Source organism: Streptomyces coeruleofuscus (assembly GCF_039532725.1).
Classification (GTDB): domain Bacteria; phylum Actinomycetota; class Actinomycetes; order Streptomycetales; family Streptomycetaceae; genus Streptomyces; species Streptomyces coeruleofuscus.
Genome location: NZ_BAAASE010000004.1, coordinates 51,284 through 71,839 on the forward strand (window position 1 = coordinate 51,284; position 20,556 = coordinate 71,839).

Consider the following 20,556-nt stretch of genomic DNA (forward strand, 5'->3'; position numbering starts at 1 on the left):
ATGGCCCGCTACATGGAGGCACTGACCGTCGAGAGGGGCGGTTTCCGGATCAAGGTGCCGGAGTCGTGGTGGGAGTTCGACGTGCGGCCGGAGTCGCGGGACGACTCGATCCGGCGGATGGTGAACGAACGGGTGCGGCAGCGGCCGGAGTTGGAGCAGTACCGCGACACGTACGTCGACTTCCTCCGGAAGGCGGCTGCGGACGCGTGGAAGTCGGGCGCGCTGTACTGCGGCTGCATGGCGGAGAGCTTCGGCGGGGACACGCCGATCACGGGCTCGGTGACCGTCTCCCTGGTGGGCGGGCGCAACGAGCGCGGTGAGCCGCTGTCGAACGACCCGGCCGTCATCGCGAGTCAGCTTGCGGTCAAGGAGGCCAAGCGGGAAGGGGACTCCTGGCGGAAGGTGACGACCGTCGACATCCCCGGAGTCGGTCCGGCGGCGCGGACGTACGGCATCGAGGACATCGCCGTACCGGGCGACGCGCTGAACCGCACCATCCGGGCTGTGCTGGTGCAGACGTACATTCCCGTGCCGGGCCAGGAGGGCAAGGTGGCGTTGGTCGCCGGCAGCAGTCAGGTCCTCGACCTCGCGGACTCCTTCTTCGACATCTTCGACGCGATCACGTCGACGTTCCGCTTCACTGCTTGATCTCCCTGGACCGGCCGACGATCGCCGAGCACTTTGTTTTCGAGTTCCGTGAGTTCGATCGACACAAGGCGGCGCTGCGGATTGAACAAGATGACCTGACCGTCACCACCGGGGACAAGTTCGTCGATGCCGCTCTCAACCCTGGGAATGGCATTGACGTCCGTAAATGTTGACGTAAGTGGAGAACTGAGTCGACTGTGCGACCTCGACTGGCTCACTGGTCAGGCCGTCGAAGAGGTTCTCGCCGCGTCGGGCTGGGAAGGCGAGCGCAGGAATCCGGCAAAGGATTGGGCGACCACGTGGAAGCGTAAGGACGCCGGCGCCTGGATCCAGGGCGACAGGCCTGTGGAGGTGGAGTTCACCCTCTGGTTTCGCGAGGTCGCCGATGAGTGGCCCGACCCGGACACGTACCTGGACGACCTGTACGACACCGCTGCCGCCGAACTCCCAGGTGTCGTCTCCCAGCTCGAGTCAGGGGTGCTGGGCGCTCGCCTCGAGGTGTGCGACGAGGACCTGACGGGTGGGAGGGATTTCATCGACCACGCCGCATGGAGGGTCTCCGGCAAGGTCCTTCTGGCCGGGGTCAAGCACGACGACACCGAAGTACCGGTGCAGCTCGTCGTCGTCCTGCGCGAGTACGGGACGTCGGCACCGAGTTCTCATGCGGCCAACCAACGCTGACGGCACCGAATCATGGGAGTACATGTGATGTGGCGCGAGCTCGTCGAAGCCTTCCCCAAGGCGGAAGTCCGTGACGCCGTAGACCCCGGAACCCTCGACCGCATCGAATCGGTCCTGGGGCAGTCGCTCCCGGGTGACCTCCGCGCCTTTCTTCTGGAGAGCGATGGGCTGACCGATGAATACGGCACCGACGTCATCTGGTCTGCCGAGCGGATCCTCGACGACAATCTCTCGTTTCGTCACGACCAACAATACGAGTCCCTGTACATGGAGTTCGATTCGCTCATGTTCTTCGGAGACAACGGCGGGGGAGACCAGTTCGCCTTCGTCCGGCGACCCGAGCGCCACGAGGTGTTCGTCTGGGACCACGAGACGGACAGTAGAAACCTCGTGGCGCCGAGCCTGGAGCGCTATGTGCGTAGTGCGTTGGAGAGCGACGGCGAGGATTGGCACCGGTAGGGGCACTGCTCATGGCGTCCGATCGTGACTGGGAAAACGGTAAGGGCCTGCTGGGCATCGACGACCCCGCCGAGTGGGATGCCGCGTGGGAGCGTGGTGAGAGTCGTCTCGGTACAGCGGCGATCGGGTTGGCGCTCCAGTGTTCACTGGAGGAGGCCTCGCCTCGGATCGTGAGGGCGACGCAGTTGCCGCACCCCGAGCAGCGGGGGTACGCCTTCACAGCCGTGGGTACCGCAGCGCGACTCAACCGGGAGCTGACGCCGGAGTTGTACGCGGTGTTGCGCGTTGAAGGGCCCAAGGGCCTGGCCGAGGACGCCATCAACGACACGCTGACCTTCGTGCCGTTCCGCAAGCTGCCGTTGTGGTTCAAGTGGCGGTGGGTTCATGCGACGTTGCGGAACAAGGTGGAGGGCTGGTGGCTGCGGTCCGCGGACGCCGTAGGGGAGGCCTGGCGGGCTGGGCGCGGGCGCCGTTCCTGACGCTGCCCCGAGCTGATCTTTCCGTCGAACGGTTGTGCCTTGTAAGTTCACGTGTGCATACGGTTGTTGACGTTGATGTGCGTGTGACGGGGGTTGCGGTATGGCGGGGCACAGGCCTGCGGACTGGCATGTCCTGGACTTGGACAAGGATCCGACGCCTGGTGATCCGCAGCGGGTGCACACGCTTGCGAAGCAGTTGCACGACTTCGCCGATGACGTCTCCGAGGCGCTGCGTCTGGTCAAGGGGATGGCGGGGGAGGGCACGCTTCTTGAGTGGGCGGGCAAGTCGGCGGATGTGTTCAAGGAGGACTTCGCGGATGTCCGGCGGGGCAGGGAGCGGCCACCGCGCGACGTGTTCTGGGGGCGCTCCGGAGAGCAAGGCGGTGTGGGGCGAGTTGCCGCAGCCTGTCCTGGAAGCGATCGCTCGGTGCGATGCGGAGCGGCTGGAGGTGGAGAGGTTGCGAGTCGCACCCCACATCCGGGAAAAGATCACGGCCCCCGTGTACTCGGTGGCGGACCGGTTCGCCTCCTGGGAACGTCTGGTACGCCGGATGGAGCCGGGCTGGTCGAGCGACGACTTCTACCCCATCAGTGCGTACGACAACGACCTCGACTCCAGGGACGCACTGGACGAGGTGATGCGCGCACTGCCCGCGGAGGCGGGTGGCGGTGCGCTAGGGCAGCTACTCGCACGGCTGGACGCACGTTTTCATGCCGCCACCGTCCCGGACCCGGAGCGATCGCTCCGCCCTTGGGTGCGTCCGACGAACGAGAAACCGGAAGCGGAGCTCGGCGAGTGGTGGAAGCGCAAGCCGGTACGCGTTCCCTGGGCCGACTGATCTTGTCGGCTCGGGGGCGTGGTGGAGACCGGTGTGGTGAACGCCACCGGCACGGAGGCTCACCGACGTGTCGGTGGGCGCCTTCGTGGCCGGTGTTGTGTTGTGCGTGACGGCCGCACACGGGGCTGGTCCTCACAGACGGAAGAGGTGCTGCGCCGCGCGGGCTGGCGTCCCGGCCGTTCGGTATCGGTGGGCACCTGGGAGCAGGTCCTGCGTGAGCGTGGGTCCTTCGTGGCCCACGACGCCGCGCGCCGGTTCCTCTCCGAATTCGGCGCTCTGGTGACGTACGGCTGGCCCGCCGACACGATCACCACGTCGTCGGCCATCCGTTTCGACCCCCTCAAGGCCGGTTGGCAGGACGAGCGGTTCGCGGCGGGAAGCCGGGAAGCGGGGGCGTCCCTCTACCCCGTCGGGACGGCCGACGAAGGTGCCGGTTTCCTCGGCATCACCGAGGACGGGGCGCTCCACCTCGTTAGGGATCGCGTGGAACTGCTGGCTGAGACCACCGACCGGGCGCTGGACCGCCTGGTCGAGGCGCAGGCGGCCCGGTCCGCCCTCTGGACGCCCGGGGTGCCGGCGGCCGAGCACGCCTTCTGGCGGCTGCTCCACACGGTGGAGACGGGCCCGGACGCCGGACTGCGCTGGTCCGAGGAGACGGACCGGGTGCTGCGGGCGGGCGGCTGGTTCCCGGGCCGGTCGGTTCCCACGGAGACCTGGGAGAGCATCCTTCTGCAGACCGGCGAGTTCGAGATCCACGACGCGGCACGGCGCTTCCTGACGGAGTTCGGAGCCGTGGGCGCTCCCTACCGGGAGCCGTGGGACTCGATGCCGTGGCTGGAGTTCTCGCTCGACCCGCTGCTCGCCCTCTGGGACGCGGAGATCATCGAAGACCTCGCCGAGCGGGCGGGCGTCCATCTGTATCCCATTGGTATGCGTGACCGCGGGAACCAGCACCTGGCCATGGCGGAGGACGGATCGGTCTACGCCGGCATGGACGACGTCTGGCTCCTGGCCCCCACCCCCGACGAGGCAGTGCAGAAGCTCACCAGGAGAATCCGGCCGACGGCTTCCTATTGATCATCGGTGGCACGAGCGTGCGGACCCCGGTTTGACCTACGTCACCCCCGGGGTATTCTCTCCGGCTCGATTGGCGTCCGCCCTGCCCCGTATGGCAGACTGTCCGAGTTGCTCGGTCGAGTGTTGATGCTGCGCGCCTCCCGCCGGGAGGACCGAAAGCGAGTCCCACAGTACTCGTCGTCCTAACTGCCACACGGCAGCGCTGGGGCGGACGTACGGGAATCTTTCGGGAAGTGTCAGTGCGGCACCGGCCAGGCACCCGGTGGCCTTCTGGTCCCGGTCTGCGGTTCCGGAAGGGCCGTGTGCATTCCCTGGAAGGGATGTCCGAACAAGGGACATCTGTGTCAGCGGAAGAGCGACACGCCCGACCGCGTGGGTCGGACAGAAGGGCTGGAACGCCGGGTTCCAGAGCGTTACGAGAGACAGGACTACTGAGTAGCCATGGCGGGACAGAAGATCCGCATCCGGCTCAAGGCCTACGACCACGAGGTCATCGACAGCTCGGCGAAGAAGATCGTCGAGACGGTGACGCGTACTGGTGCGTCGGTCGCGGGCCCGGTGCCGCTGCCCACTGAGAAGAACGTGTACTGCGTCATCAAGTCGCCGCACAAGTACAAGGACTCGCGCGAGCACTTCGAGATGCGCACCCACAAGCGCCTGATCGACATCCTCGACCCGACCCCCAAGACCGTTGACTCTCTGATGCGACTCGACCTCCCGGCCGGTGTCGACATCGAGATCAAGCTCTGAGGCCGGTGATCTGAGAGATGGCTAAGCAGATCAAGGGCATCCTGGGCGAGAAGCTCGGTATGACGCAGGTGTGGGACGCGAACAACCGCGTCGTCCCGGTCACCGTCGTCAAGGCCGGGCCCAACGTCGTCACCCAGGTCCGTACGAACGATGTCGACGGCTACGAGTCCGTCCAGATCGCCTTCGGCGAGATCGACCCGCGCAAGGTGAACAAGCCCCTCAAGGGCCACTTCTCCAAGGCCGACGTCACTCCCCGTCGCCACCTCGTCGAGATCCGCACCGCGGACGCCTCCGAGTACACGCTGGGCCAGGAGATCACCGCTGAGGTGTTCGAGGCCGGCGTGAAGGTCGACGTGACCGGCAAGAGCAAGGGCAAGGGCTTCGCCGGTGTCATGAAGCGTCACAACTTCAAGGGCCTCGGCGCCGGACACGGCACCCAGCGCAAGCACCGCTCTCCCGGTTCCATCGGTGGCTGCGCCACCCCGGGCCGCGTGTTCAAGGGCCTCCGCATGGCGGGTCGCATGGGCAACGAGCGGGTCACCACCCAGAACCTGACCGTCCACGCCGTTGACGCGGAGAAGGGTCTGCTGCTCATCAAGGGCGCGGTTCCCGGTCCGAACGGCGGCCTCGTCCTGGTCCGCACCGCGGCCAAGGGGGCCTGAGGTAATGAGCACTGTTGACATCCTTTCGCCGGCGGGCGACAAGGCCGGTTCCGTCGAGCTCCCCGCGGAGATCTTCGACGTCGAGAAGGTCAGCATTCCGCTGATCCACCAGGTCGTCGTCGCACAGCTGGCCGCTGCCCGCCAGGGCACGCACAAGACCAAGACTCGTGGCGAGGTCCGCGGCGGTGGCAAGAAGCCGTACCGCCAGAAGGGCACCGGTCGCGCCCGTCAGGGTTCGACCCGCGCGCCGCAGTTCGCCGGTGGTGGCGTCGTGCACGGTCCCGTGCCGCGCGACTACTCGCAGCGGACGCCCAAGAAGATGAAGGCTGCCGCGCTGCGTCACGCCCTCACCGACCGGGCCCGCCACAACCGCATCCACGTCGTCTCCGGCGTGATCGAGGGCGAGACTCCCTCCACCAAGGCCGCCAAGAGCCTGTTCGGCAAGATCAGCGAGCGCAAGAACCTGCTCCTGGTCGTCGACCGCTCCGACGAGGCCGCGTGGCTGTCCGCCCGCAACCTGCCCCAGGTCCACATCCTGGAGCCGGGCCAGCTGAACACGTACGACGTTCTCGTCTCGGACGACGTGGTCTTCACCCAGGCCGCTTTCGAGTCCTTCGTCGCCGGCCCGAAGGCCAACGACACCGAAGGGAGCGAGGTCTGATGGCCATCCGTCACCCCGCTATCGCCTCGAAGGCCGCGAAGAAGGCCAAGGAGGCTCGCGTCAAGAAGGCGCGTCGCCACGCCACCGAGGGCAAGAACACCGTCGAGACCCCGCTGAGCAAGTCCTTCACGGACCCCCGTGACGTGCTGCTCAAGCCGGTCGTCTCGGAGAAGAGCTACGCGCTCCTCGACGAGGGCAAGTACACCTTCATCGTGGACCCGAGCGCCAACAAGACCCAGATCAAGCAGGCCGTCCAGTCGGTCTTCTCGGTCAAGGTCACCGGGGTCAACACGATCAACCGCCAGGGCAAGCGCAAGCGCACCAAGACCGGCTTCGGTCAGCGCGCCGGCTCCAAGCGCGCGATCGTGACCCTCGCCGAGGGCGACCGTATCGACATCTTCGGCGGTCCGACCGCGTAAGCGGGTCGGATCGTCCGATATCGGACGAGGACTGAGAAATGGGAATCCGCAAGTACAAGCCGACTACGCCGGGCCGTCGTGGCTCCAGCGTCGCCGACTTCGTCGAGGTCACGCGGTCCACGCCGGAGAAGTCGTTGGTCCGCCCCCTGCACAGCAAGGGTGGCCGTAACAACTCCGGTCGTGTGACCGTCCGCCACCAGGGTGGTGGCCACAAGCGCGCCTACCGCGTGATCGACTTCCGTCGTCACGACAAGGACGGCGTGCCGGCGAAGGTCGCGCACATCGAGTACGACCCCAACCGCACCGCGCGCATCGCGCTCCTGCACTACGCGGACGGCGAGAAGCGCTACATCCTCGCGCCGCGTGGCCTGTCGCAGGGCGACCGCGTCGAGAACGGTCCCGGGGCCGACATCAAGCCGGGCAACAACCTGGCCCTGCGCAACATCCCGGTCGGTACCACGCTGCACGCCATCGAGCTGCGTCCGGGCGGCGGTGCGAAGTTCGCCCGCTCCGCCGGCGCCTCGGTGCAGCTGCTCGCGAAGGAGGGCTCCATGGCCCACCTGCGCATGCCGTCCGGTGAGATCCGCCTGGTCGACGTCCGCTGCCGCGCCACTGTGGGCGAGGTCGGCAACGCCGAGCAGAGCAACATCAACTGGGGCAAGGCCGGCCGTAAGCGCTGGCTGGGCGTCCGCCCGACCGTGCGTGGTGTGGTCATGAACCCGGTTGACCACCCGCACGGTGGTGGTGAGGGCCGTACCTCCGGTGGTCGCCACCCGGTGTCCCCGTGGGGCAAGAAGGAAGGCCGTACTCGTTCGCCCAAGAAGGCGTCGAACAAGTACATCGTCCGCCGCCGCAAGACGAACAAGAAGCGCTAGGAGCGGGTTTAGATGCCGCGCAGTCTCAAGAAGGGGCCCTTCGTCGACGACCACCTGATCAAGAAGGTGGACGCCCAGAACGAAGCCGGCACCAAGAACGTCATCAAGACCTGGTCCCGTCGCTCCATGATCGTGCCGGCCATGCTCGGCCACACGCTCGCGGTGCACAACGGCAAGACCCACATTCCGGTGTTTGTCACCGAGTCGATGGTCGGCCACAAGCTCGGCGAGTTCTCGCCGACGCGCACCTTCCGGGGTCACGTCAAGGACGACCGGAAGTCGAAGCGCCGCTAAGCGCGGGGTGGAATGACCATGACAGACACTGGAAGGACAACCATGGAAGCCAGGGCCCAGGCGCGGTACATCCGCGTCACGCCCATGAAGGCCCGCCGAGTGGTGGACCTCATCCGTGGCCTGAACGCCACGGAGGCTCAGGCGGTCCTGCGTTTCGCCCCGCAGGCCGCGAGCGTGCCGGTCGGCAAGGTGCTGGACAGCGCCATCGCCAACGCCGCGCACAACTACGACCACACCGATGTCGACAGCCTCTACATCTCCGAGGCCTACGTCGACGAGGGCCCGACCCTGAAGCGGTTCCGTCCGCGCGCCCAGGGCCGTGCCTACCGGATCCGCAAGCGGACCAGCCACATCACCGTGGTCGTCAGCAGCAAGGAAGGAACCCGGTAATGGGCCAGAAGGTAAACCCGCACGGGTTCCGGCTCGGCGTTACGACCGACTTCAAGTCGCGCTGGTACGCCGACAAGCTGTACAAGGACTACGTCAAGGAAGACGTCGCCATCCGTCGGATGATGACGTCCGGCATGGAGCGCGCCGGCATCTCCAAGGTCGAGATCGAGCGCACCCGTGACCGCGTGCGTGTGGACATCCACACCGCTCGTCCGGGCATCGTCATCGGCCGCCGCGGCGCCGAGGCCGACCGCATCCGCGGTGACCTGGAGAAGCTGACCGGCAAGCAGGTCCAGCTGAACATCCTCGAGGTCAAGAACCCGGAGACGGACGCTCAGCTGGTGGCCCAGGCCGTCGCCGAGCAGCTGTCCTCCCGCGTCTCCTTCCGCCGTGCCATGCGCAAGAGCATGCAGTCGGCGATGAAGGCCGGCGCCAAGGGCATCAAGATCCAGTGCGGTGGCCGCCTCGGTGGCGCCGAGATGTCCCGCTCGGAGTTCTACCGCGAGGGCCGTGTGCCCCTGCACACGCTCCGCGCGAACGTGGACTACGGCTTCTTCGAGGCCAAGACGACCTTCGGCCGCATCGGCGTGAAGGTCTGGATCTACAAGGGCGACGTCAAGAACATCGCCGAGGTCCGCGCCGAGAACGCCGCTGCCCGTGCGGGTAACCGCCCGGCGCGCGGCGGTGCAGACCGCCCGGCCCGTGGTGGCCGCGGTGGCGAGCGGCGCGGTCGCAAGCCGCAGCAGGCTGCCGGCGCCGAGGCCCCCAAGGCCGAGGCTCCCGCGTCCGCCGCTCCGGCTGAGAGCACCGGAACGGAGGCCTGACCGAAATGCTGATCCCCCGTAGGGTCAAGCACCGCAAGCAGCACCACCCCAAGCGCAGCGGCATGTCCAAGGGTGGCACGCAGGTTGCGTTCGGCGAGTACGGCATCCAGGCGCTGACCCCGGCGTATGTGACGAACCGTCAGATCGAGGCCGCTCGTATCGCCATGACGCGTCACATCAAGCGTGGTGGCAAGGTCTGGATCAACATCTACCCGGACCGCCCCCTCACCAAGAAGCCCGCCGAGACCCGCATGGGTTCCGGTAAGGGTTCGCCGGAGTGGTGGGTGGCCAACGTCAAGCCCGGACGCGTGATGTTCGAGCTGTCGTACCCCAACGAGAAGATCGCGCGCGAGGCCCTGACCCGTGCGGCTCACAAGCTGCCGATGAAGTGCAAGATCGTCAAGCGCGAGGCAGGTGAAGCGTGATGTCGGCCGGTACCAAGGCGTCGGAGCTGCGCGAGCTGGGCAACGAGGAGCTTCTCAACAAGCTCCGCGAGGCCAAGGAAGAGCTGTTCAACCTCCGCTTCCAGGCGGCGACGGGCCAGCTCGAGAACCACGGTCGGCTCAAGGCCGTCCGCAAGGACATCGCGCGGATCTACACCCTGATGCGTGAGCGCGAGCTGGGCATCGAGACGGTGGAGAGCGCCTGATGAGCGAGAGCAACGTGACTGAAGAGACCAAGACGGACCGCGGTTTCCGCAAGACCCGTGAGGGTCTGGTCGTCAGCGACAAGATGGACAAGACCGTCGTCGTCGCCGTCGAGGACCGCGTCAAGCACGCGCTGTACGGCAAGGTCATCCGCCGTACGAACAAGGTCAAGGCGCACGACGAGCAGAACGCCGTCGGCGTTGGCGACCGGGTTCTCCTGATGGAGACCCGCCCGCTCTCGGCGACCAAGCGCTGGCGCGTCGTGGAGATCCTCGAGAAGGCGAAGTAACCAAGCGGGGGTCATCCCCGCTGACCCCCGCCGGGGGCGGCCGTACGGCCCCCGGCGCGGGTTTTCGCCCACAGAGGCTTAAGTAATTCCTTCGGGGGCTACCCCGCAGGACAGTTCCGCCAGGCTCGCAGGTTCGTCCCGAAAGGGCCCTGCGGGAACCGGCAGACAACCAGGAGATAGACGTGATCCAGCAGGAGTCGCGACTGCGTGTCGCCGACAACACGGGTGCGAAGGAGATCCTCTGCATCCGTGTGCTCGGCGGCTCCGGTCGCCGCTACGCGGGTATCGGTGACGTCATCGTCGCCACCGTCAAGGACGCGATCCCCGGTGGCAACGTGAAGAAGGGTGACGTCGTCAAGGCGGTCATCGTTCGCACCGTCAAGGAGCGCCGCCGTCCGGACGGCTCGTACATCCGCTTCGACGAGAACGCCGCTGTCATTCTGAAGAACGACGGCGACCCTCGTGGCACCCGTATCTTCGGCCCGGTCGGCCGTGAGCTGCGCGAGAAGAAGTTCATGAAGATCATCTCCCTCGCGCCGGAGGTGCTGTGAGCATGAAGATCAAGAAGGGCGACCTGGTCCAGGTCATCACCGGTAAGGACAAGGGCAAGCAGGGCAAGGTCATCGCGGCCTTCCCCCGCGAGGACCGTGTCCTGGTCGAGGGTGTCAACCGGGTCAAGAAGCACACCAAGGCCGGTCCGACGGCTCGCGGTTCGCAGGCCGGCGGCATCGTCACCACCGAGGCGCCGATCCACGTCTCCAACGTCCAGCTGGTCGTGGAGAAGGACGGCAACAAGGTCGTGACCCGCGTCGGTTACCGCTTCGACGACGAAGGCAACAAGATCCGCGTTGCCAAGCGGACGGGTGAGGACATCTGATGACGACCACCACCAGCCCGCGTCTGAAGCAGAAGTACCGTGAGGAGATCACGGGCAAGCTGCGTGACGAGTTCAAGTACGAGAACGTCATGCAGATCCCCGGTCTCGTGAAGATCGTGGTCAACATGGGTGTGGGCGACGCCGCCCGCGACTCCAAGCTGATCGAGGGCGCCATCCGCGACCTCACCACGATCACCGGTCAGAAGCCGGCCGTCACCAAGGCCCGCAAGTCCATCGCGCAGTTCAAGCTGCGTGAGGGCCAGCCGATCGGTGCCCACGTCACGCTCCGTGGCGACCGCATGTGGGAGTTCCTGGACCGCACCCTGTCGCTCGCGCTGCCGCGCATCCGCGACTTCCGCGGCCTGTCCCCCAAGCAGTTCGACGGCCGTGGCAACTACACCTTCGGTCTCACGGAGCAGGTCATGTTCCACGAGATCGACCAGGACAAGATCGACCGCGTCCGGGGTATGGACATCACCGTGGTCACCACGGCGACCAACGACGCTGAGGGCCGCGCGCTCCTCCGTCACCTCGGCTTCCCCTTCAAGGAGGCGTGAGCGAGATGGCGAAGAAGGCTCTGATCGCGAAGGCTGCTCGTAAGCCCAAGTTCGGCGTACGTGGCTACACGCGCTGCCAGCGCTGTGGTCGTCCGCACTCCGTGTACCGCAAGTTCGGCCTGTGCCGCGTGTGCCTTCGTGAGATGGCTCACCGTGGCGAGCTGCCGGGCGTGACCAAGAGCTCCTGGTAATCCCTCCAATCAGGGATTAGCAGGGCTCTCGGTAAGCATCTGGGGCGGCAGGACGTCCAGCTCGCATGCCTTAGGCTTGTGGGGTTGGGCGTCTGCCGCCGCCCTTACGACTTACTACGCCGTAGGTCCACCGCGCCGCACCCGTCCCGTCTCGGATCGGGGAGAGGGATGGCGCACCAGGAAACCCCGGCGAGAGAGGCCGAAGGCCAATTCATGACCATGACTGATCCGATCGCAGACATGCTGACGCGTCTGCGGAACGCGAACTCGGCGTACCACGACTCCGTGGCGATGCCGCACTCGAAGATCAAGTCGCACATCGCGGAGATCCTCCAGCAGGAGGGCTTCATCACGGGCTGGAAGGTCGAGGACGCCGAGGTCGGCAAGAACCTCGTCCTGGAGCTGAAGTTCGGCCCCAACCGTGAGCGCTCCATCGCGGGGATCAAGCGGATCTCCAAGCCCGGTCTCCGGGTGTACGCGAAGTCCACCAACCTGCCGAAGGTTCTGGGCGGCCTGGGCGTGGCCATCATCTCCACGTCCCACGGTCTCCTGACCGACAAGCAGGCGCAGAAGAAGGGCGTGGGTGGGGAAGTCCTCGCCTACGTCTGGTAGTTCGGGAACGGAGGAGAGACAACATGTCGCGTATCGGCAAGCTCCCCATCCCGGTTCCCGCCGGCGTGGACGTCACCATCGACGGCCGTACGGTCGCGGTCAAGGGCCCCAAGGGCGAATTGACCCACACCGTCATCGCGCCGATCGACATCGCCAAGGCCGAGGACGGCACCCTTCAGGTGCTGCGGCCCAACGACGAGCGGCAGAGCAAGGCCCTGCACGGCCTGTCCCGCACGCTGGTGGCGAACATGATCACCGGTGTGACCCAGGGATACGTCAAGAAGCTCGAAATCAGCGGTGTCGGTTACCGCGTCCAGGCCAAGGGCTCCAACCTGGAGTTCTCCCTGGGCTACAGCCACCCGATCCTGGTCGAGGCCCCCGAGGGCATCACCTTCAAGGTGGAGTCCCCGACCCGTTTCTCGGTCGAGGGCATCGACAAGCAGAAGGTCGGCGAGGTTGCGGCCAACATCCGCAAGCTGCGCAGGCCCGACCCGTACAAGGCCAAGGGCGTCAAGTACGAGGGCGAAGTCATCCGCCGCAAGGTCGGAAAGGCGGGTAAGTAAGCCATGGCATACGGACAGAAGATCCTTAAGGGCGACGCCTACAAGCGCGCCGCGATCAAGCGCCGCCACATCCGGATCCGTAAGCACATCAACGGTACGGCGGAGCGTCCGCGTCTGGTCGTTACCCGCTCGAACCGCCACATCGTGGCCCAGGTGATCGACGACATCAAGGGTCACACCCTTGCGTCGGCGTCCACCCTGGACACCTCGATCCGCGGTGGCGAGGGCGACAAGTCCGCGCAGGCCAAGCAGGTCGGCGCCCTGGTCGCCGAGCGCGCCAAGGCCGCCGGTGTCGAGGCCGTCGTGTTCGACCGTGGTGGTAACCAGTACGCGGGGCGCATCGCCGCCCTGGCGGACGCCGCCCGCGAGGCCGGACTCAAGTTCTGAGTCCTGGTTCCGTAGCTAGCGGAGACAGAGAGAGGTAATTCCAATGGCTGGACCCCAGCGCCGCGGTGGCGGTGCCGGTGGCGGCGAGCGGCGGGACCGGAAGGGCCGTGACGGCGGCGCAGCTGCCGCCGAGAAGACCGCGTACGTTGAGCGCGTTGTCGCGATCAACCGCGTCGCCAAGGTTGTGAAGGGTGGTCGTCGCTTCAGCTTCACCGCGCTGGTCGTGGTGGGCGACGGTGACGGCACCGTGGGTGTCGGTTACGGCAAGGCCAAGGAGGTGCCGGCCGCCATCGCCAAGGGCGTTGAGGAGGCCAAGAAGCACTTCTTCAAGGTCCCCCGGATCCAGGGCACCATCCCGCACCCCATCCAGGGTGAGAAGGCTGCCGGCGTCGTCCTGCTCAAGCCCGCGTCGCCCGGTACCGGTGTTATCGCCGGTGGTCCGGTGCGTGCCGTGCTCGAGTGCGCCGGTATCCACGACGTGCTGTCGAAGTCGCTCGGCTCCGACAACGCGATCAACATCGTGCACGCCACCGTGGAGGCCCTGAAGGGCCTGCAGCGTCCCGAGGAGATCGCGGCCCGCCGTGGTCTGCCCCTCGAGGACGTCGCTCCCGCGGCTCTCCTGCGTGCGCGTGCCGGGGCGGGTGCGTAATCATGGCGCAGCTCAAGATCACGCAGGTCAAGTCCTACATCGGCAGCAAGCAGAACCACCGTGACACCCTGCGCTCCCTTGGTCTCAAGGGCATCAACACGCAGGTCGTCAAGGAGGACCGCCCCGAGTTCCGCGGCATGGTGCACACCGTCCGCCACCTCGTGACGGTCGAGGAGGTCGACTGATCATGGCGGAGAACAACCCGCTCAAGATCCACAACCTCCGTCCCGCCCCGGGCGCCAAGACCGCCAAGACCCGTGTCGGTCGTGGTGAGGCGTCGAAGGGTAAGACGGCCGGTCGTGGTACCAAGGGCACCAAGGCCCGCTACCAGGTTCCGGAGCGCTTCGAGGGCGGGCAGATGCCCCTCCACATGCGTCTCCCGAAGCTGAAGGGCTTCAAGAACCCGTTCAAGACCGAGTACCAGGTCGTGAACCTCGACAAGCTGGCCTCCCTCTACCCCGAGGGTGGCGAGGTCACCGTCGAGTCGCTGGTGGCCAAGGGCGCTGTTCGCAAGAACAGCCTCGTCAAGGTCCTCGGCCAGGGCGAGATCTCCGTGGCGCTCCAGGTGACGGTCGACGCCGTCTCCGGTTCCGCCAAGGAGAAGATCACCGCTGCCGGCGGTTCCGTCACCGAGCTCGTCTGAACACCACAGGCGTCTCGATGACCTGAGCGATCCCGACCGGGGATACCCCAACATATGGGGTATCCCCGGTTGGTCGTTCCTAGGGCGGCAGTCTCGCCGGTAAGGTGGCCTGCACTGCCCTCTTTTCACAGGGTGCTGCACTTCGGGCACTCTGAGCGGCAGTTGACCGTTACTTATTCGTCGAACCTCAAGACCGTCACCCTTGACGCAGTTGCGCGGGGGTCGCAGGAGGCACCGTGCTCACCGCGTTCGCCCGGGCGTTCAAGACGCCCGACCTGCGCAAGAAGCTGCTCTTCACGCTCGGCATCATCGTGGTCTACCGGGTCGGTACGCATGTCCCGATCCCGGGTGTCGACTACCGGAACGTCCAGACCTGTATCGACAATGCCCAGGCCAACCAGGGCCTGTTCGGTCTGGTCAACATGTTCAGCGGCGGCGCGCTGCTCCAGATCACGATCTTCGCGCTGGGCATCATGCCGTACATCACGGCGAGCATCATTCTGCAGCTGCTGACCGTGGTGATCCCGCGCCTGGAAGCCCTGAAGAAGGAGGGCCAGGCCGGTACGGCGAAGATCACGCAGTACACCCGTTACCTGACGGTGGCCCTCGCCATCCTCCAGGGCACCGGCCTCGTCGCCACCGCTCGCAGCGGCGCCCTGTTCTCGGGGTGCCCGGTGGCCAGCCAGATCGTCCCTGACCAGTCGATCTTCGTCACCATCACCATGGTCATCACCATGACCGCCGGTACGGCGTTCGTGATGTGGCTCGGCGAGCTCATCACCGACCGCGGCATCGGCAACGGCATGTCGATCCTGATGTTCATCTCGATCGCCGCCACCTTCCCGTCCGCCCTGTGGGCCATCAAGGAGCAGGGCTCCCTGGCCGACGGCTGGATCGAGTTCGGCACCGTCGTCGCGGTCGGTCTCGTCGTGATCGGCCTGGTGGTCTTCGTCGAGCAGGCTCAGCGCCGTATCCCGGTCCAGTACGCGAAGCGCATGATCGGCCGCCGGTCCTACGGCGGTACGTCGACCTACATCCCGCTGAAGGTCAACCAGGCCGGCATCATCCCTGTGATCTTTGCCTCGTCGCTGCTCTACATCCCGGCACTGGTCGCGCAGTTCGCCGGTGGAAACTCCGGCTGGAAGATCTGGATCGAGAAGAATCTTGCGTTGCCGGACGCCCCGATGCACATCGTCCTCTACTTCTTCCTGATCATTTTCTTCGCCTTCTTCTACGTGGCCATCTCGTTCAACCCCGAGGAAGTCGCGGACAACATGAAGAAGTATGGTGGCTTCATCCCGGGCATCCGGGCTGGCCGGCCGACCGCTGAGTACCTGTCGTACGTGCTCAACCGGATCACCTGGCCGGGTTCGCTGTACTTGGGACTGATCGCTCTCGTGCCAACGATGGCGTTGGCTGGTTTCGGGGCAAACCAGAACTTCCCGTTCGGCGGGACCAGCATCCTGATCATCGTGGGTGTGGGTCTCGAGACGGTGAAGCAGATCGAGAGCCAGCTCCAGCAGCGCAATTACGAAGGGTTCCTCCGCTGATGCGTATCGTCCTCGTCGGGCCGCCGGGTGCCGGTAAGGGAACGCAGGCCGCGTTCCTGGCCAAGAACCTGTTGATCCCGCACATCTCCACGGGCGACCTGTTCCGGGCCAACATCAGCCGGCAGACGGAACTCGGCAAACTGGCGAAGTCCTACATGGACGCGGGCAATCTCGTGCCCGACGAGGTCACGATCGCGATGGCCAAGGACCGGATGGAGCAGCCGGACGCCGAGAACGGCTTCCTGCTGGACGGCTTCCCCCGCAACGTCTCCCAGGCCGAGGCCCTCGACGAGCTGCTCGAGACCGAGAGCATGCAGCTCGACGCGGTGCTGGACCTGGAGGTCCCCGAGGACGAGGTCGTCAAGCGGATCGCCGGCCGTCGCGTCTGCCGCAACGAGTCGGCGCACGTCTTCCACGTGACGTACAAGCCGCCGGCCAAGGAGGGCGTCTGCGACGTCTGCGGCGGCGAGCTCTACCAGCGGGACGACGACTCCGAAGAGACCGTCCGCAAGCGGCTGGAGGTCTACCACACGCAGACCGAGCCGATCATCGACTACTACAAGGCGCAGGGCCTGGTGGTCACGATTTCCGCGCTCGGCAAGGTGGAGGACGTCACGACGCGCGCCATGGAGGCGCTCAAGCGTGGCGAGGACGGCAAGTAGTCGTTCATGCACAGCTACGGCCGCGGTTCCCCTCGGGGAGCCGCGGCTGCTGTGTGGGCGGGGCCCTCACGCGGCCCCGTATCGTTGAAGGCATTCATGTTCTCCGAAGGTCCAGAAAGGCCGTAGCCCCCATGGTGCAGATCAAGAGCCCCGAGCAGATCGCCAAGATGCGTGAGGCGGGGCTGGTCGTCGCCGCCATTCACGCGGCGACGCGCGAAGCCGCCGTGCCGGGGGCCACGACGAAGGATCTGGACCAGGTCGCGCGCAAGGTGCTCGCCGAGCACAACGCCAAGCCGAACTTCCTCGGCTACGGCGGCTTCCCCGCGACCATCTGCACCTCGGTGAACGAGGTCGTCGTCCACGGCATCCCCTCCGACGAGGTCGTCCTCAAGGACGGGGACGTCATCTCCATCGACTGCGGCGCGATCATCGACGGCTGGCACGGCGACGCGGCGTACACGGCCTTCGTGGGCTCCGGTCACGCCCCGGAGCTCGTCGAGCTCTCCCGGGTGACCGAGGAGTCGATGTGGGCGGGCATCGCGGCCATGAAGCAGGGCAACCGGCTGGTCGACGTCTCCCGGGCGATCGAGACGTACATCCGCCGCCAGCCCAAGCCCGGCGGCGGCCGCTACGGGATCATCGAGGACTACGGCGGCCACGGCATCGGCACCGAGATGCACATGGACCCGCACCTGCTGAACTACGTCGACCGCCGGCGCGGCAAGGGCCCGAAGCTGGTGCCCGGGTTCTGCCTCGCGATCGAGCCGATGGTGTCGCTGGGGACGCCGAAGACGGAGGTCCTGGAGGACGACTGGACGGTCGTCACCACGGACGGTACGTGGTCGTCGCACTGGGAGCACTCCGTCGCGCTGACGGAGGAGGGGCCGCTGGTGCTGACGTCTCCCGACGGGGGTAAGGCGAAGCTCGCCGAGCTGGGGATCGTCGCCGCGCCGGATCCGCTGGGCTGAGCGCCTTCCGGGGTGGGCGGTCCTGCTGGTCGGCGGCTGCGGGTTCGTTGTGGCTTGTCGCGCCCACGCGGCGGAGCAGCATACGACACAGCCCCGCGCCCCTATGGGGCGCGCTTAAGGATCTCTCCGCTGGGGCAGGCTCTCTCGATTCGTGTTTCCGAGGGCCCTGACGTAGACTGACTCGTCGGCTCTTGTGCATCCGCATGTCTGCATGCGCTCGCACTGAGTCGATCAAGGTAGTCGATTCGAAGGGCGAAGCGTGGCCAAGAAGCAAGGTGCCATCGAGATCGAGGGCACTGTCGTCGAGTCTCTTCCGAACGCCATGTTCAAGGTCGAGCTCCAGAACGGCCACCAGGTCCTGGCACACATCAGCGGCAAGATGCGTATGCACTACATCCGCATCCTCCCTGACGACCGGGTCGTGGTGGAGCTGTCTCCGTACGACCTGACGCGTGGCCGGATCGTCTACCGCTACAAGTAGATCTTGCCCGCGCCCCGGCTTCCGGGGTGGTGGCACTGACCCGGAGAACCTCACCCATGAAGGTCAAGCCGAGCGTCAAGAAGATCTGCGACAAGTGCAGGGTGATCCGCCGTCACGGCCGGGTCATGGTCATCTGCGAGAACCCGCGCCACAAGCAGCGCCAGGGCTGACGCACGACCGCACCTCTGCATCCGCAGAATTTCGCGCGACGCAAGCTGAATATGTTCATACGCAGGACCCAGACCCCCGGGTCTGACACCCCCGGTCGGAGGCCGGGGACCCAGTTCGTACCTAGTACGGCGGCTGGGAGTCGGTTCTGTGGAAGACCTCCGTCAAGTAACTGGAGCCATTGAATGGCACGCGTTTCCGGTGTTGACATCCCGCGCGAAAAGCGCGTGGAGATCGCCCTCACCTATGTGTTCGGCATCGGCCGGACCCTCTCGCAGCAGACGCTGGCCGCCACCGGCGTCGACCCGAACACCCGCGTTCGCGACCTCTCCGAGGAGCAGCTCGTCGCGATCCGCGAGTACGTCGACAACAACATCAAGACCGAGGGTGACCTCCGTCGCGAGATCCAGGCCGACATCCGCCGCAAGGTCGAGATCGGTACCTACCAGGGTCTGCGTCACCGCCGCGGTCTGCCCGTCCGCGGTCAGCGCACCAGCACGAACGCTCGTACCCGCAAGGGCCCGCGTCGCGCCATCGCCGGCAAGAAGAAGCCGGGCAAGAAGTAGTCCGCAGCGGACTCGCCGTCCAGCGGTCTTCGCTGTAGGACCGACCACCTCCCGTAGGAGTTATAGATGCCCCCCAAGGGTCGTCAGGGCGCTGCCAAGAAGGTGCGCCGCAAGGAAAAGAAGAACGTCGCTCACGGCCACGCGCACATCAAGAGCACGTTCAACAACACGATCGTCTCGATCACGGACCCGTCCGGCAACGTGATCTCCTGGGCCTCCGCCGGCCACGTCGGCTTCAAGGGCTCCCGGAAGTCCACGCCGTTCGCCGCGCAGATGGCCGCCGAGTCGGCTGCCCGCCGCGCCCAGGAGCACGGCATGCGCAAGGTCGACGTGTTCGTGAAGGGCCCGGGTTCCGGTCGTGAGACCGCGATCCGCTCCCTCCAGGCCACGGGCCTCGAGGTCGGCTCCATCCAGGACGTCACCCCGACCCCGCACAACGGTTGCCGTCCGCCGAAGCGCCGTCGCGTCTGACGTTCGTTTCACGGGCAGCGGTTTCGGGCGGTACGGCTCTGCAAAGGGGCGTATCGCCCGTACCCTTGCAGTACCCGTCCCTTTTCGTCGGGGACGGTTCAAGTCGGGCGTCATATAGCGGGCGCCCCCGACTGAAGGATCTGATCCACACATGCTGATCGCTCAGCGTCCCTCGTTGACCGAAGAGGTCGTCGACGAATTCCGCTCCCGGTTCGTGATCGAGCCGCTGGAGCCGGGCTTCGGTTACACCCTCGGCAACTCCCTGCGCCGGACCCTCCTCTCCTCGATCCCGGGTGCGGCGGTCACGTCCATCCGCATCGACGGCGTGCTGCACGAGTTCACCACCGTGCCGGGCGTCAAGGAGGACGTCACCGACCTGATCCTCAACATCAAGCAGCTGGTCGTCTCCTCGGAGCACGACGAGCCGGTCGTGATGTACCTGCGCAAGCAGGGCCCGGGTCTGGTCACCGCCGCCGACATCGCGCCGCCGGCCGGTGTCGAGGTGCACAACCCCGACCTCGTCCTCGCCACGCTCAACGGCAAGGGCAAGCTGGAGATGGAGCTGACGGTCGAGCGTGGCCGCGGTTACGTCTCCGCCGTGCAGAACAAGCAGGTCGGCCAGGAGATCGGCCGGATCCCGGTCGACTCGATCTACTCGCCGGTGCTCAAGGTCACGTACAAGGTCGAGGCCACGCGTGTCGAGCAGCGGACCGACTTCGACAAGCTGATCGTCGACGTCGAGACGAAGCAGGCCATGCGTCCGCGTGACGCCATGGCGTCGGCCGGTAAGACCCTGGTCGAGCTGTTCGGTCTGGCCCGCGAGCTCAACATCGACGCCGAGGGCATCGACATGGGTCCGTCCCCGACGGACGCCGCTCTCGCCGCCGATCTGGCGCTGCCGATCGAGGAGCTGGAGCTCACGGTCCGCTCCTACAACTGCCTCAAGCGTGAGGGCATCCACTCCGTGGGTGAGCTCGTCGCCCGCTCCGAGGCCGACCTCCTCGACATTCGCAACTTCGGTGCGAAGTCCATCGACGAGGTCAAGGCGAAGCTGGCCGGCATGGGCCTGGCCCTGAAGGACAGCCCGCCCGGATTCGACCCGACCGCTGCGGCCGACGCCTTCGGTGCGGACGACGACGCGGACGCGGGCTTCGTGGAGACCGAGCAGTACTGAGTCTCTGCTTCCGGGGTTCGCGTCAGCGGACCCCGGATCTCCG

Annotated in this window: 36 protein-coding genes and 1 pseudogene; all 37 read left to right on the forward strand. The window is 66.3% G+C overall.

Features of this window, described 5'->3' with window-relative positions:
• Nucleotides 1-648 carry a hypothetical protein gene (locus ABFX81_RS15585; protein ID WP_086842642.1) on the forward strand — a complete coding sequence of 216 codons (648 nt, stop codon included), beginning with the start codon at nt 1-3 and terminating at the stop codon, nt 646-648.
• The gene (locus ABFX81_RS15590; RefSeq protein WP_346138211.1) at nt 645-821 is read left to right on the forward strand and encodes a hypothetical protein; all 177 of its coding nucleotides are present in this window, start codon (nt 645-647) and stop codon (nt 819-821) included. The genes ABFX81_RS15585 and ABFX81_RS15590 overlap by 4 nt, the downstream gene beginning before the upstream one ends.
• A complete protein-coding gene (locus tag ABFX81_RS15595) occupies nt 796-1,329 on the forward strand; it encodes a hypothetical protein (protein ID WP_346138212.1) in 534 nt (177 codons plus the stop codon). The genes ABFX81_RS15590 and ABFX81_RS15595 overlap by 26 nt, the downstream gene beginning before the upstream one ends.
• A gap of 27 nt (nt 1,330-1,356) precedes the next feature.
• Nucleotides 1,357-1,788 (forward strand): SMI1/KNR4 family protein, encoded by a 432-nt coding sequence (locus ABFX81_RS15600; RefSeq protein ID WP_086842692.1) that lies wholly within the window; start codon nt 1,357-1,359, stop codon nt 1,786-1,788.
• Nucleotides 1,789-1,799: 11 nt separating this feature from the next.
• On the forward strand, nt 1,800-2,267 hold the full coding sequence (locus ABFX81_RS15605; RefSeq protein WP_086842638.1) for a hypothetical protein: 468 nt from the start codon (nt 1,800-1,802) through the stop codon (nt 2,265-2,267).
• 100 nt (nt 2,268-2,367) lie between these two features.
• Nucleotides 2,368-2,607, forward strand: a pseudogene (locus ABFX81_RS15610) (hypothetical protein); the annotation flags it as partial.
• Nucleotides 2,608-2,725: 118 nt separating this feature from the next.
• Nucleotides 2,726-3,106 carry a hypothetical protein gene (locus tag ABFX81_RS15615; RefSeq protein WP_346138387.1) on the forward strand — a complete coding sequence of 127 codons (381 nt, stop codon included), beginning with the start codon at nt 2,726-2,728 and terminating at the stop codon, nt 3,104-3,106.
• A gap of 102 nt (nt 3,107-3,208) precedes the next feature.
• Complete coding sequence (locus tag ABFX81_RS15620; protein WP_086842636.1) at nt 3,209-4,183, forward strand: SUKH-3 domain-containing protein; 975 nt, start codon at nt 3,209-3,211, stop codon at nt 4,181-4,183.
• Between the two features lie 441 nt (nt 4,184-4,624).
• Complete coding sequence (rpsJ, locus tag ABFX81_RS15625; protein ID WP_003948644.1) at nt 4,625-4,933, forward strand: 30S ribosomal protein S10; 309 nt, start codon at nt 4,625-4,627, stop codon at nt 4,931-4,933.
• A gap of 17 nt (nt 4,934-4,950) precedes the next feature.
• The gene (gene rplC, locus ABFX81_RS15630) at nt 4,951-5,595 is read left to right on the forward strand and encodes a 50S ribosomal protein L3 (RefSeq protein ID WP_059424828.1); all 645 of its coding nucleotides are present in this window, start codon (nt 4,951-4,953) and stop codon (nt 5,593-5,595) included.
• A gap of 4 nt (nt 5,596-5,599) precedes the next feature.
• Entirely contained in the window at nt 5,600-6,256 is a 657-nt protein-coding gene (gene rplD, locus ABFX81_RS15635) for a 50S ribosomal protein L4 (protein WP_086842634.1), read from the forward strand.
• Nucleotides 6,256-6,675: a 50S ribosomal protein L23 gene (gene rplW / locus ABFX81_RS15640; RefSeq protein WP_086601016.1), complete on the forward strand. Its 420-nt coding sequence runs from the start codon at nt 6,256-6,258 to the stop codon at nt 6,673-6,675. Before rplD ends, rplW begins: the two co-directional genes overlap by 1 nt.
• A gap of 38 nt (nt 6,676-6,713) precedes the next feature.
• Complete coding sequence (rplB, locus tag ABFX81_RS15645; protein ID WP_010036731.1) at nt 6,714-7,550, forward strand: 50S ribosomal protein L2; 837 nt, start codon at nt 6,714-6,716, stop codon at nt 7,548-7,550.
• 12 nt (nt 7,551-7,562) lie between these two features.
• Complete coding sequence (gene rpsS / locus ABFX81_RS15650; protein ID WP_003992359.1) at nt 7,563-7,844, forward strand: 30S ribosomal protein S19; 282 nt, start codon at nt 7,563-7,565, stop codon at nt 7,842-7,844.
• A 42-nt stretch (nt 7,845-7,886) separates the two neighbouring features.
• On the forward strand, nt 7,887-8,234 hold the full coding sequence (gene rplV / locus ABFX81_RS15655; protein WP_010036727.1) for a 50S ribosomal protein L22: 348 nt from the start codon (nt 7,887-7,889) through the stop codon (nt 8,232-8,234).
• Nucleotides 8,234-9,058 carry a 30S ribosomal protein S3 gene (rpsC, locus tag ABFX81_RS15660; protein ID WP_086560684.1) on the forward strand — a complete coding sequence of 275 codons (825 nt, stop codon included), beginning with the start codon at nt 8,234-8,236 and terminating at the stop codon, nt 9,056-9,058. Before rplV ends, rpsC begins: the two co-directional genes overlap by 1 nt.
• 5 nt (nt 9,059-9,063) lie before the next feature.
• A complete protein-coding gene (gene rplP, locus ABFX81_RS15665; protein ID WP_059424836.1) occupies nt 9,064-9,483 on the forward strand; it encodes a 50S ribosomal protein L16 in 420 nt (139 codons plus the stop codon).
• Nucleotides 9,483-9,707 carry a 50S ribosomal protein L29 gene (gene rpmC, locus ABFX81_RS15670; protein WP_010036720.1) on the forward strand — a complete coding sequence of 75 codons (225 nt, stop codon included), beginning with the start codon at nt 9,483-9,485 and terminating at the stop codon, nt 9,705-9,707. The genes rplP and rpmC overlap by 1 nt, the downstream gene beginning before the upstream one ends.
• Nucleotides 9,707-9,994 (forward strand): 30S ribosomal protein S17, encoded by a 288-nt coding sequence (gene rpsQ / locus ABFX81_RS15675; RefSeq protein WP_086601012.1) that lies wholly within the window; start codon nt 9,707-9,709, stop codon nt 9,992-9,994. Before rpmC ends, rpsQ begins: the two co-directional genes overlap by 1 nt.
• A 182-nt stretch (nt 9,995-10,176) precedes the next feature.
• Entirely contained in the window at nt 10,177-10,545 is a 369-nt protein-coding gene (gene rplN / locus ABFX81_RS15680; RefSeq protein WP_003998823.1) for a 50S ribosomal protein L14, read from the forward strand.
• A 2-nt stretch (nt 10,546-10,547) separates the two neighbouring features.
• Nucleotides 10,548-10,871, forward strand: coding sequence for a 50S ribosomal protein L24 (rplX, locus tag ABFX81_RS15685; protein ID WP_003992365.1), 324 nt, complete (start codon nt 10,548-10,550; stop codon nt 10,869-10,871).
• Nucleotides 10,871-11,428: a 50S ribosomal protein L5 gene (gene rplE, locus ABFX81_RS15690; protein WP_086842632.1), complete on the forward strand. Its 558-nt coding sequence runs from the start codon at nt 10,871-10,873 to the stop codon at nt 11,426-11,428. The genes rplX and rplE overlap by 1 nt, the downstream gene beginning before the upstream one ends.
• A gap of 5 nt (nt 11,429-11,433) precedes the next feature.
• Complete coding sequence (locus ABFX81_RS15695) at nt 11,434-11,619, forward strand: type Z 30S ribosomal protein S14 (RefSeq protein ID WP_003948630.1); 186 nt, start codon at nt 11,434-11,436, stop codon at nt 11,617-11,619.
• 213 nt (nt 11,620-11,832) lie between these two features.
• The gene (gene rpsH, locus ABFX81_RS15700; RefSeq protein ID WP_003992367.1) at nt 11,833-12,231 is read left to right on the forward strand and encodes a 30S ribosomal protein S8; all 399 of its coding nucleotides are present in this window, start codon (nt 11,833-11,835) and stop codon (nt 12,229-12,231) included.
• Between the two features lie 23 nt (nt 12,232-12,254).
• Nucleotides 12,255-12,794 carry a 50S ribosomal protein L6 gene (gene rplF, locus ABFX81_RS15705; RefSeq protein WP_059424839.1) on the forward strand — a complete coding sequence of 180 codons (540 nt, stop codon included), beginning with the start codon at nt 12,255-12,257 and terminating at the stop codon, nt 12,792-12,794.
• A 3-nt stretch (nt 12,795-12,797) separates the two neighbouring features.
• Nucleotides 12,798-13,181: a 50S ribosomal protein L18 gene (gene rplR, locus ABFX81_RS15710; protein WP_007494754.1), complete on the forward strand. Its 384-nt coding sequence runs from the start codon at nt 12,798-12,800 to the stop codon at nt 13,179-13,181.
• 43 nt (nt 13,182-13,224) lie between these two features.
• Nucleotides 13,225-13,830 carry a 30S ribosomal protein S5 gene (gene rpsE, locus ABFX81_RS15715; protein WP_009190144.1) on the forward strand — a complete coding sequence of 202 codons (606 nt, stop codon included), beginning with the start codon at nt 13,225-13,227 and terminating at the stop codon, nt 13,828-13,830.
• 2 nt (nt 13,831-13,832) lie between these two features.
• Nucleotides 13,833-14,015 carry a 50S ribosomal protein L30 gene (rpmD, locus tag ABFX81_RS15720; protein WP_003974250.1) on the forward strand — a complete coding sequence of 61 codons (183 nt, stop codon included), beginning with the start codon at nt 13,833-13,835 and terminating at the stop codon, nt 14,013-14,015.
• A gap of 2 nt (nt 14,016-14,017) precedes the next feature.
• A complete protein-coding gene (rplO, locus tag ABFX81_RS15725; protein WP_086560685.1) occupies nt 14,018-14,473 on the forward strand; it encodes a 50S ribosomal protein L15 in 456 nt (151 codons plus the stop codon).
• A 236-nt stretch (nt 14,474-14,709) separates the two neighbouring features.
• Nucleotides 14,710-16,023 carry a preprotein translocase subunit SecY gene (gene secY, locus ABFX81_RS15730; protein WP_086842630.1) on the forward strand — a complete coding sequence of 438 codons (1,314 nt, stop codon included), beginning with the start codon at nt 14,710-14,712 and terminating at the stop codon, nt 16,021-16,023.
• A complete protein-coding gene (locus tag ABFX81_RS15735; protein ID WP_086842628.1) occupies nt 16,023-16,685 on the forward strand; it encodes an adenylate kinase in 663 nt (220 codons plus the stop codon). The genes secY and ABFX81_RS15735 overlap by 1 nt, the downstream gene beginning before the upstream one ends.
• A 131-nt stretch (nt 16,686-16,816) precedes the next feature.
• Nucleotides 16,817-17,653 carry a type I methionyl aminopeptidase gene (gene map / locus ABFX81_RS15740; RefSeq protein ID WP_086842626.1) on the forward strand — a complete coding sequence of 279 codons (837 nt, stop codon included), beginning with the start codon at nt 16,817-16,819 and terminating at the stop codon, nt 17,651-17,653.
• Between the two features lie 259 nt (nt 17,654-17,912).
• The gene (gene infA / locus ABFX81_RS15745) at nt 17,913-18,134 is read left to right on the forward strand and encodes a translation initiation factor IF-1 (protein WP_003948620.1); all 222 of its coding nucleotides are present in this window, start codon (nt 17,913-17,915) and stop codon (nt 18,132-18,134) included.
• Between the two features lie 56 nt (nt 18,135-18,190).
• The gene (gene rpmJ, locus ABFX81_RS15750) at nt 18,191-18,304 is read left to right on the forward strand and encodes a 50S ribosomal protein L36 (RefSeq protein WP_003998809.1); all 114 of its coding nucleotides are present in this window, start codon (nt 18,191-18,193) and stop codon (nt 18,302-18,304) included.
• A 183-nt stretch (nt 18,305-18,487) separates the two neighbouring features.
• Complete coding sequence (gene rpsM, locus ABFX81_RS15755) at nt 18,488-18,868, forward strand: 30S ribosomal protein S13 (protein ID WP_004984507.1); 381 nt, start codon at nt 18,488-18,490, stop codon at nt 18,866-18,868.
• A 66-nt stretch (nt 18,869-18,934) separates the two neighbouring features.
• A complete protein-coding gene (rpsK, locus tag ABFX81_RS15760; protein WP_003956432.1) occupies nt 18,935-19,339 on the forward strand; it encodes a 30S ribosomal protein S11 in 405 nt (134 codons plus the stop codon).
• 151 nt (nt 19,340-19,490) lie between these two features.
• Entirely contained in the window at nt 19,491-20,513 is a 1,023-nt protein-coding gene (locus ABFX81_RS15765; protein ID WP_003966937.1) for a DNA-directed RNA polymerase subunit alpha, read from the forward strand.
• The last annotated feature ends 43 nt before the right edge of the window (nt 20,514-20,556 follow it).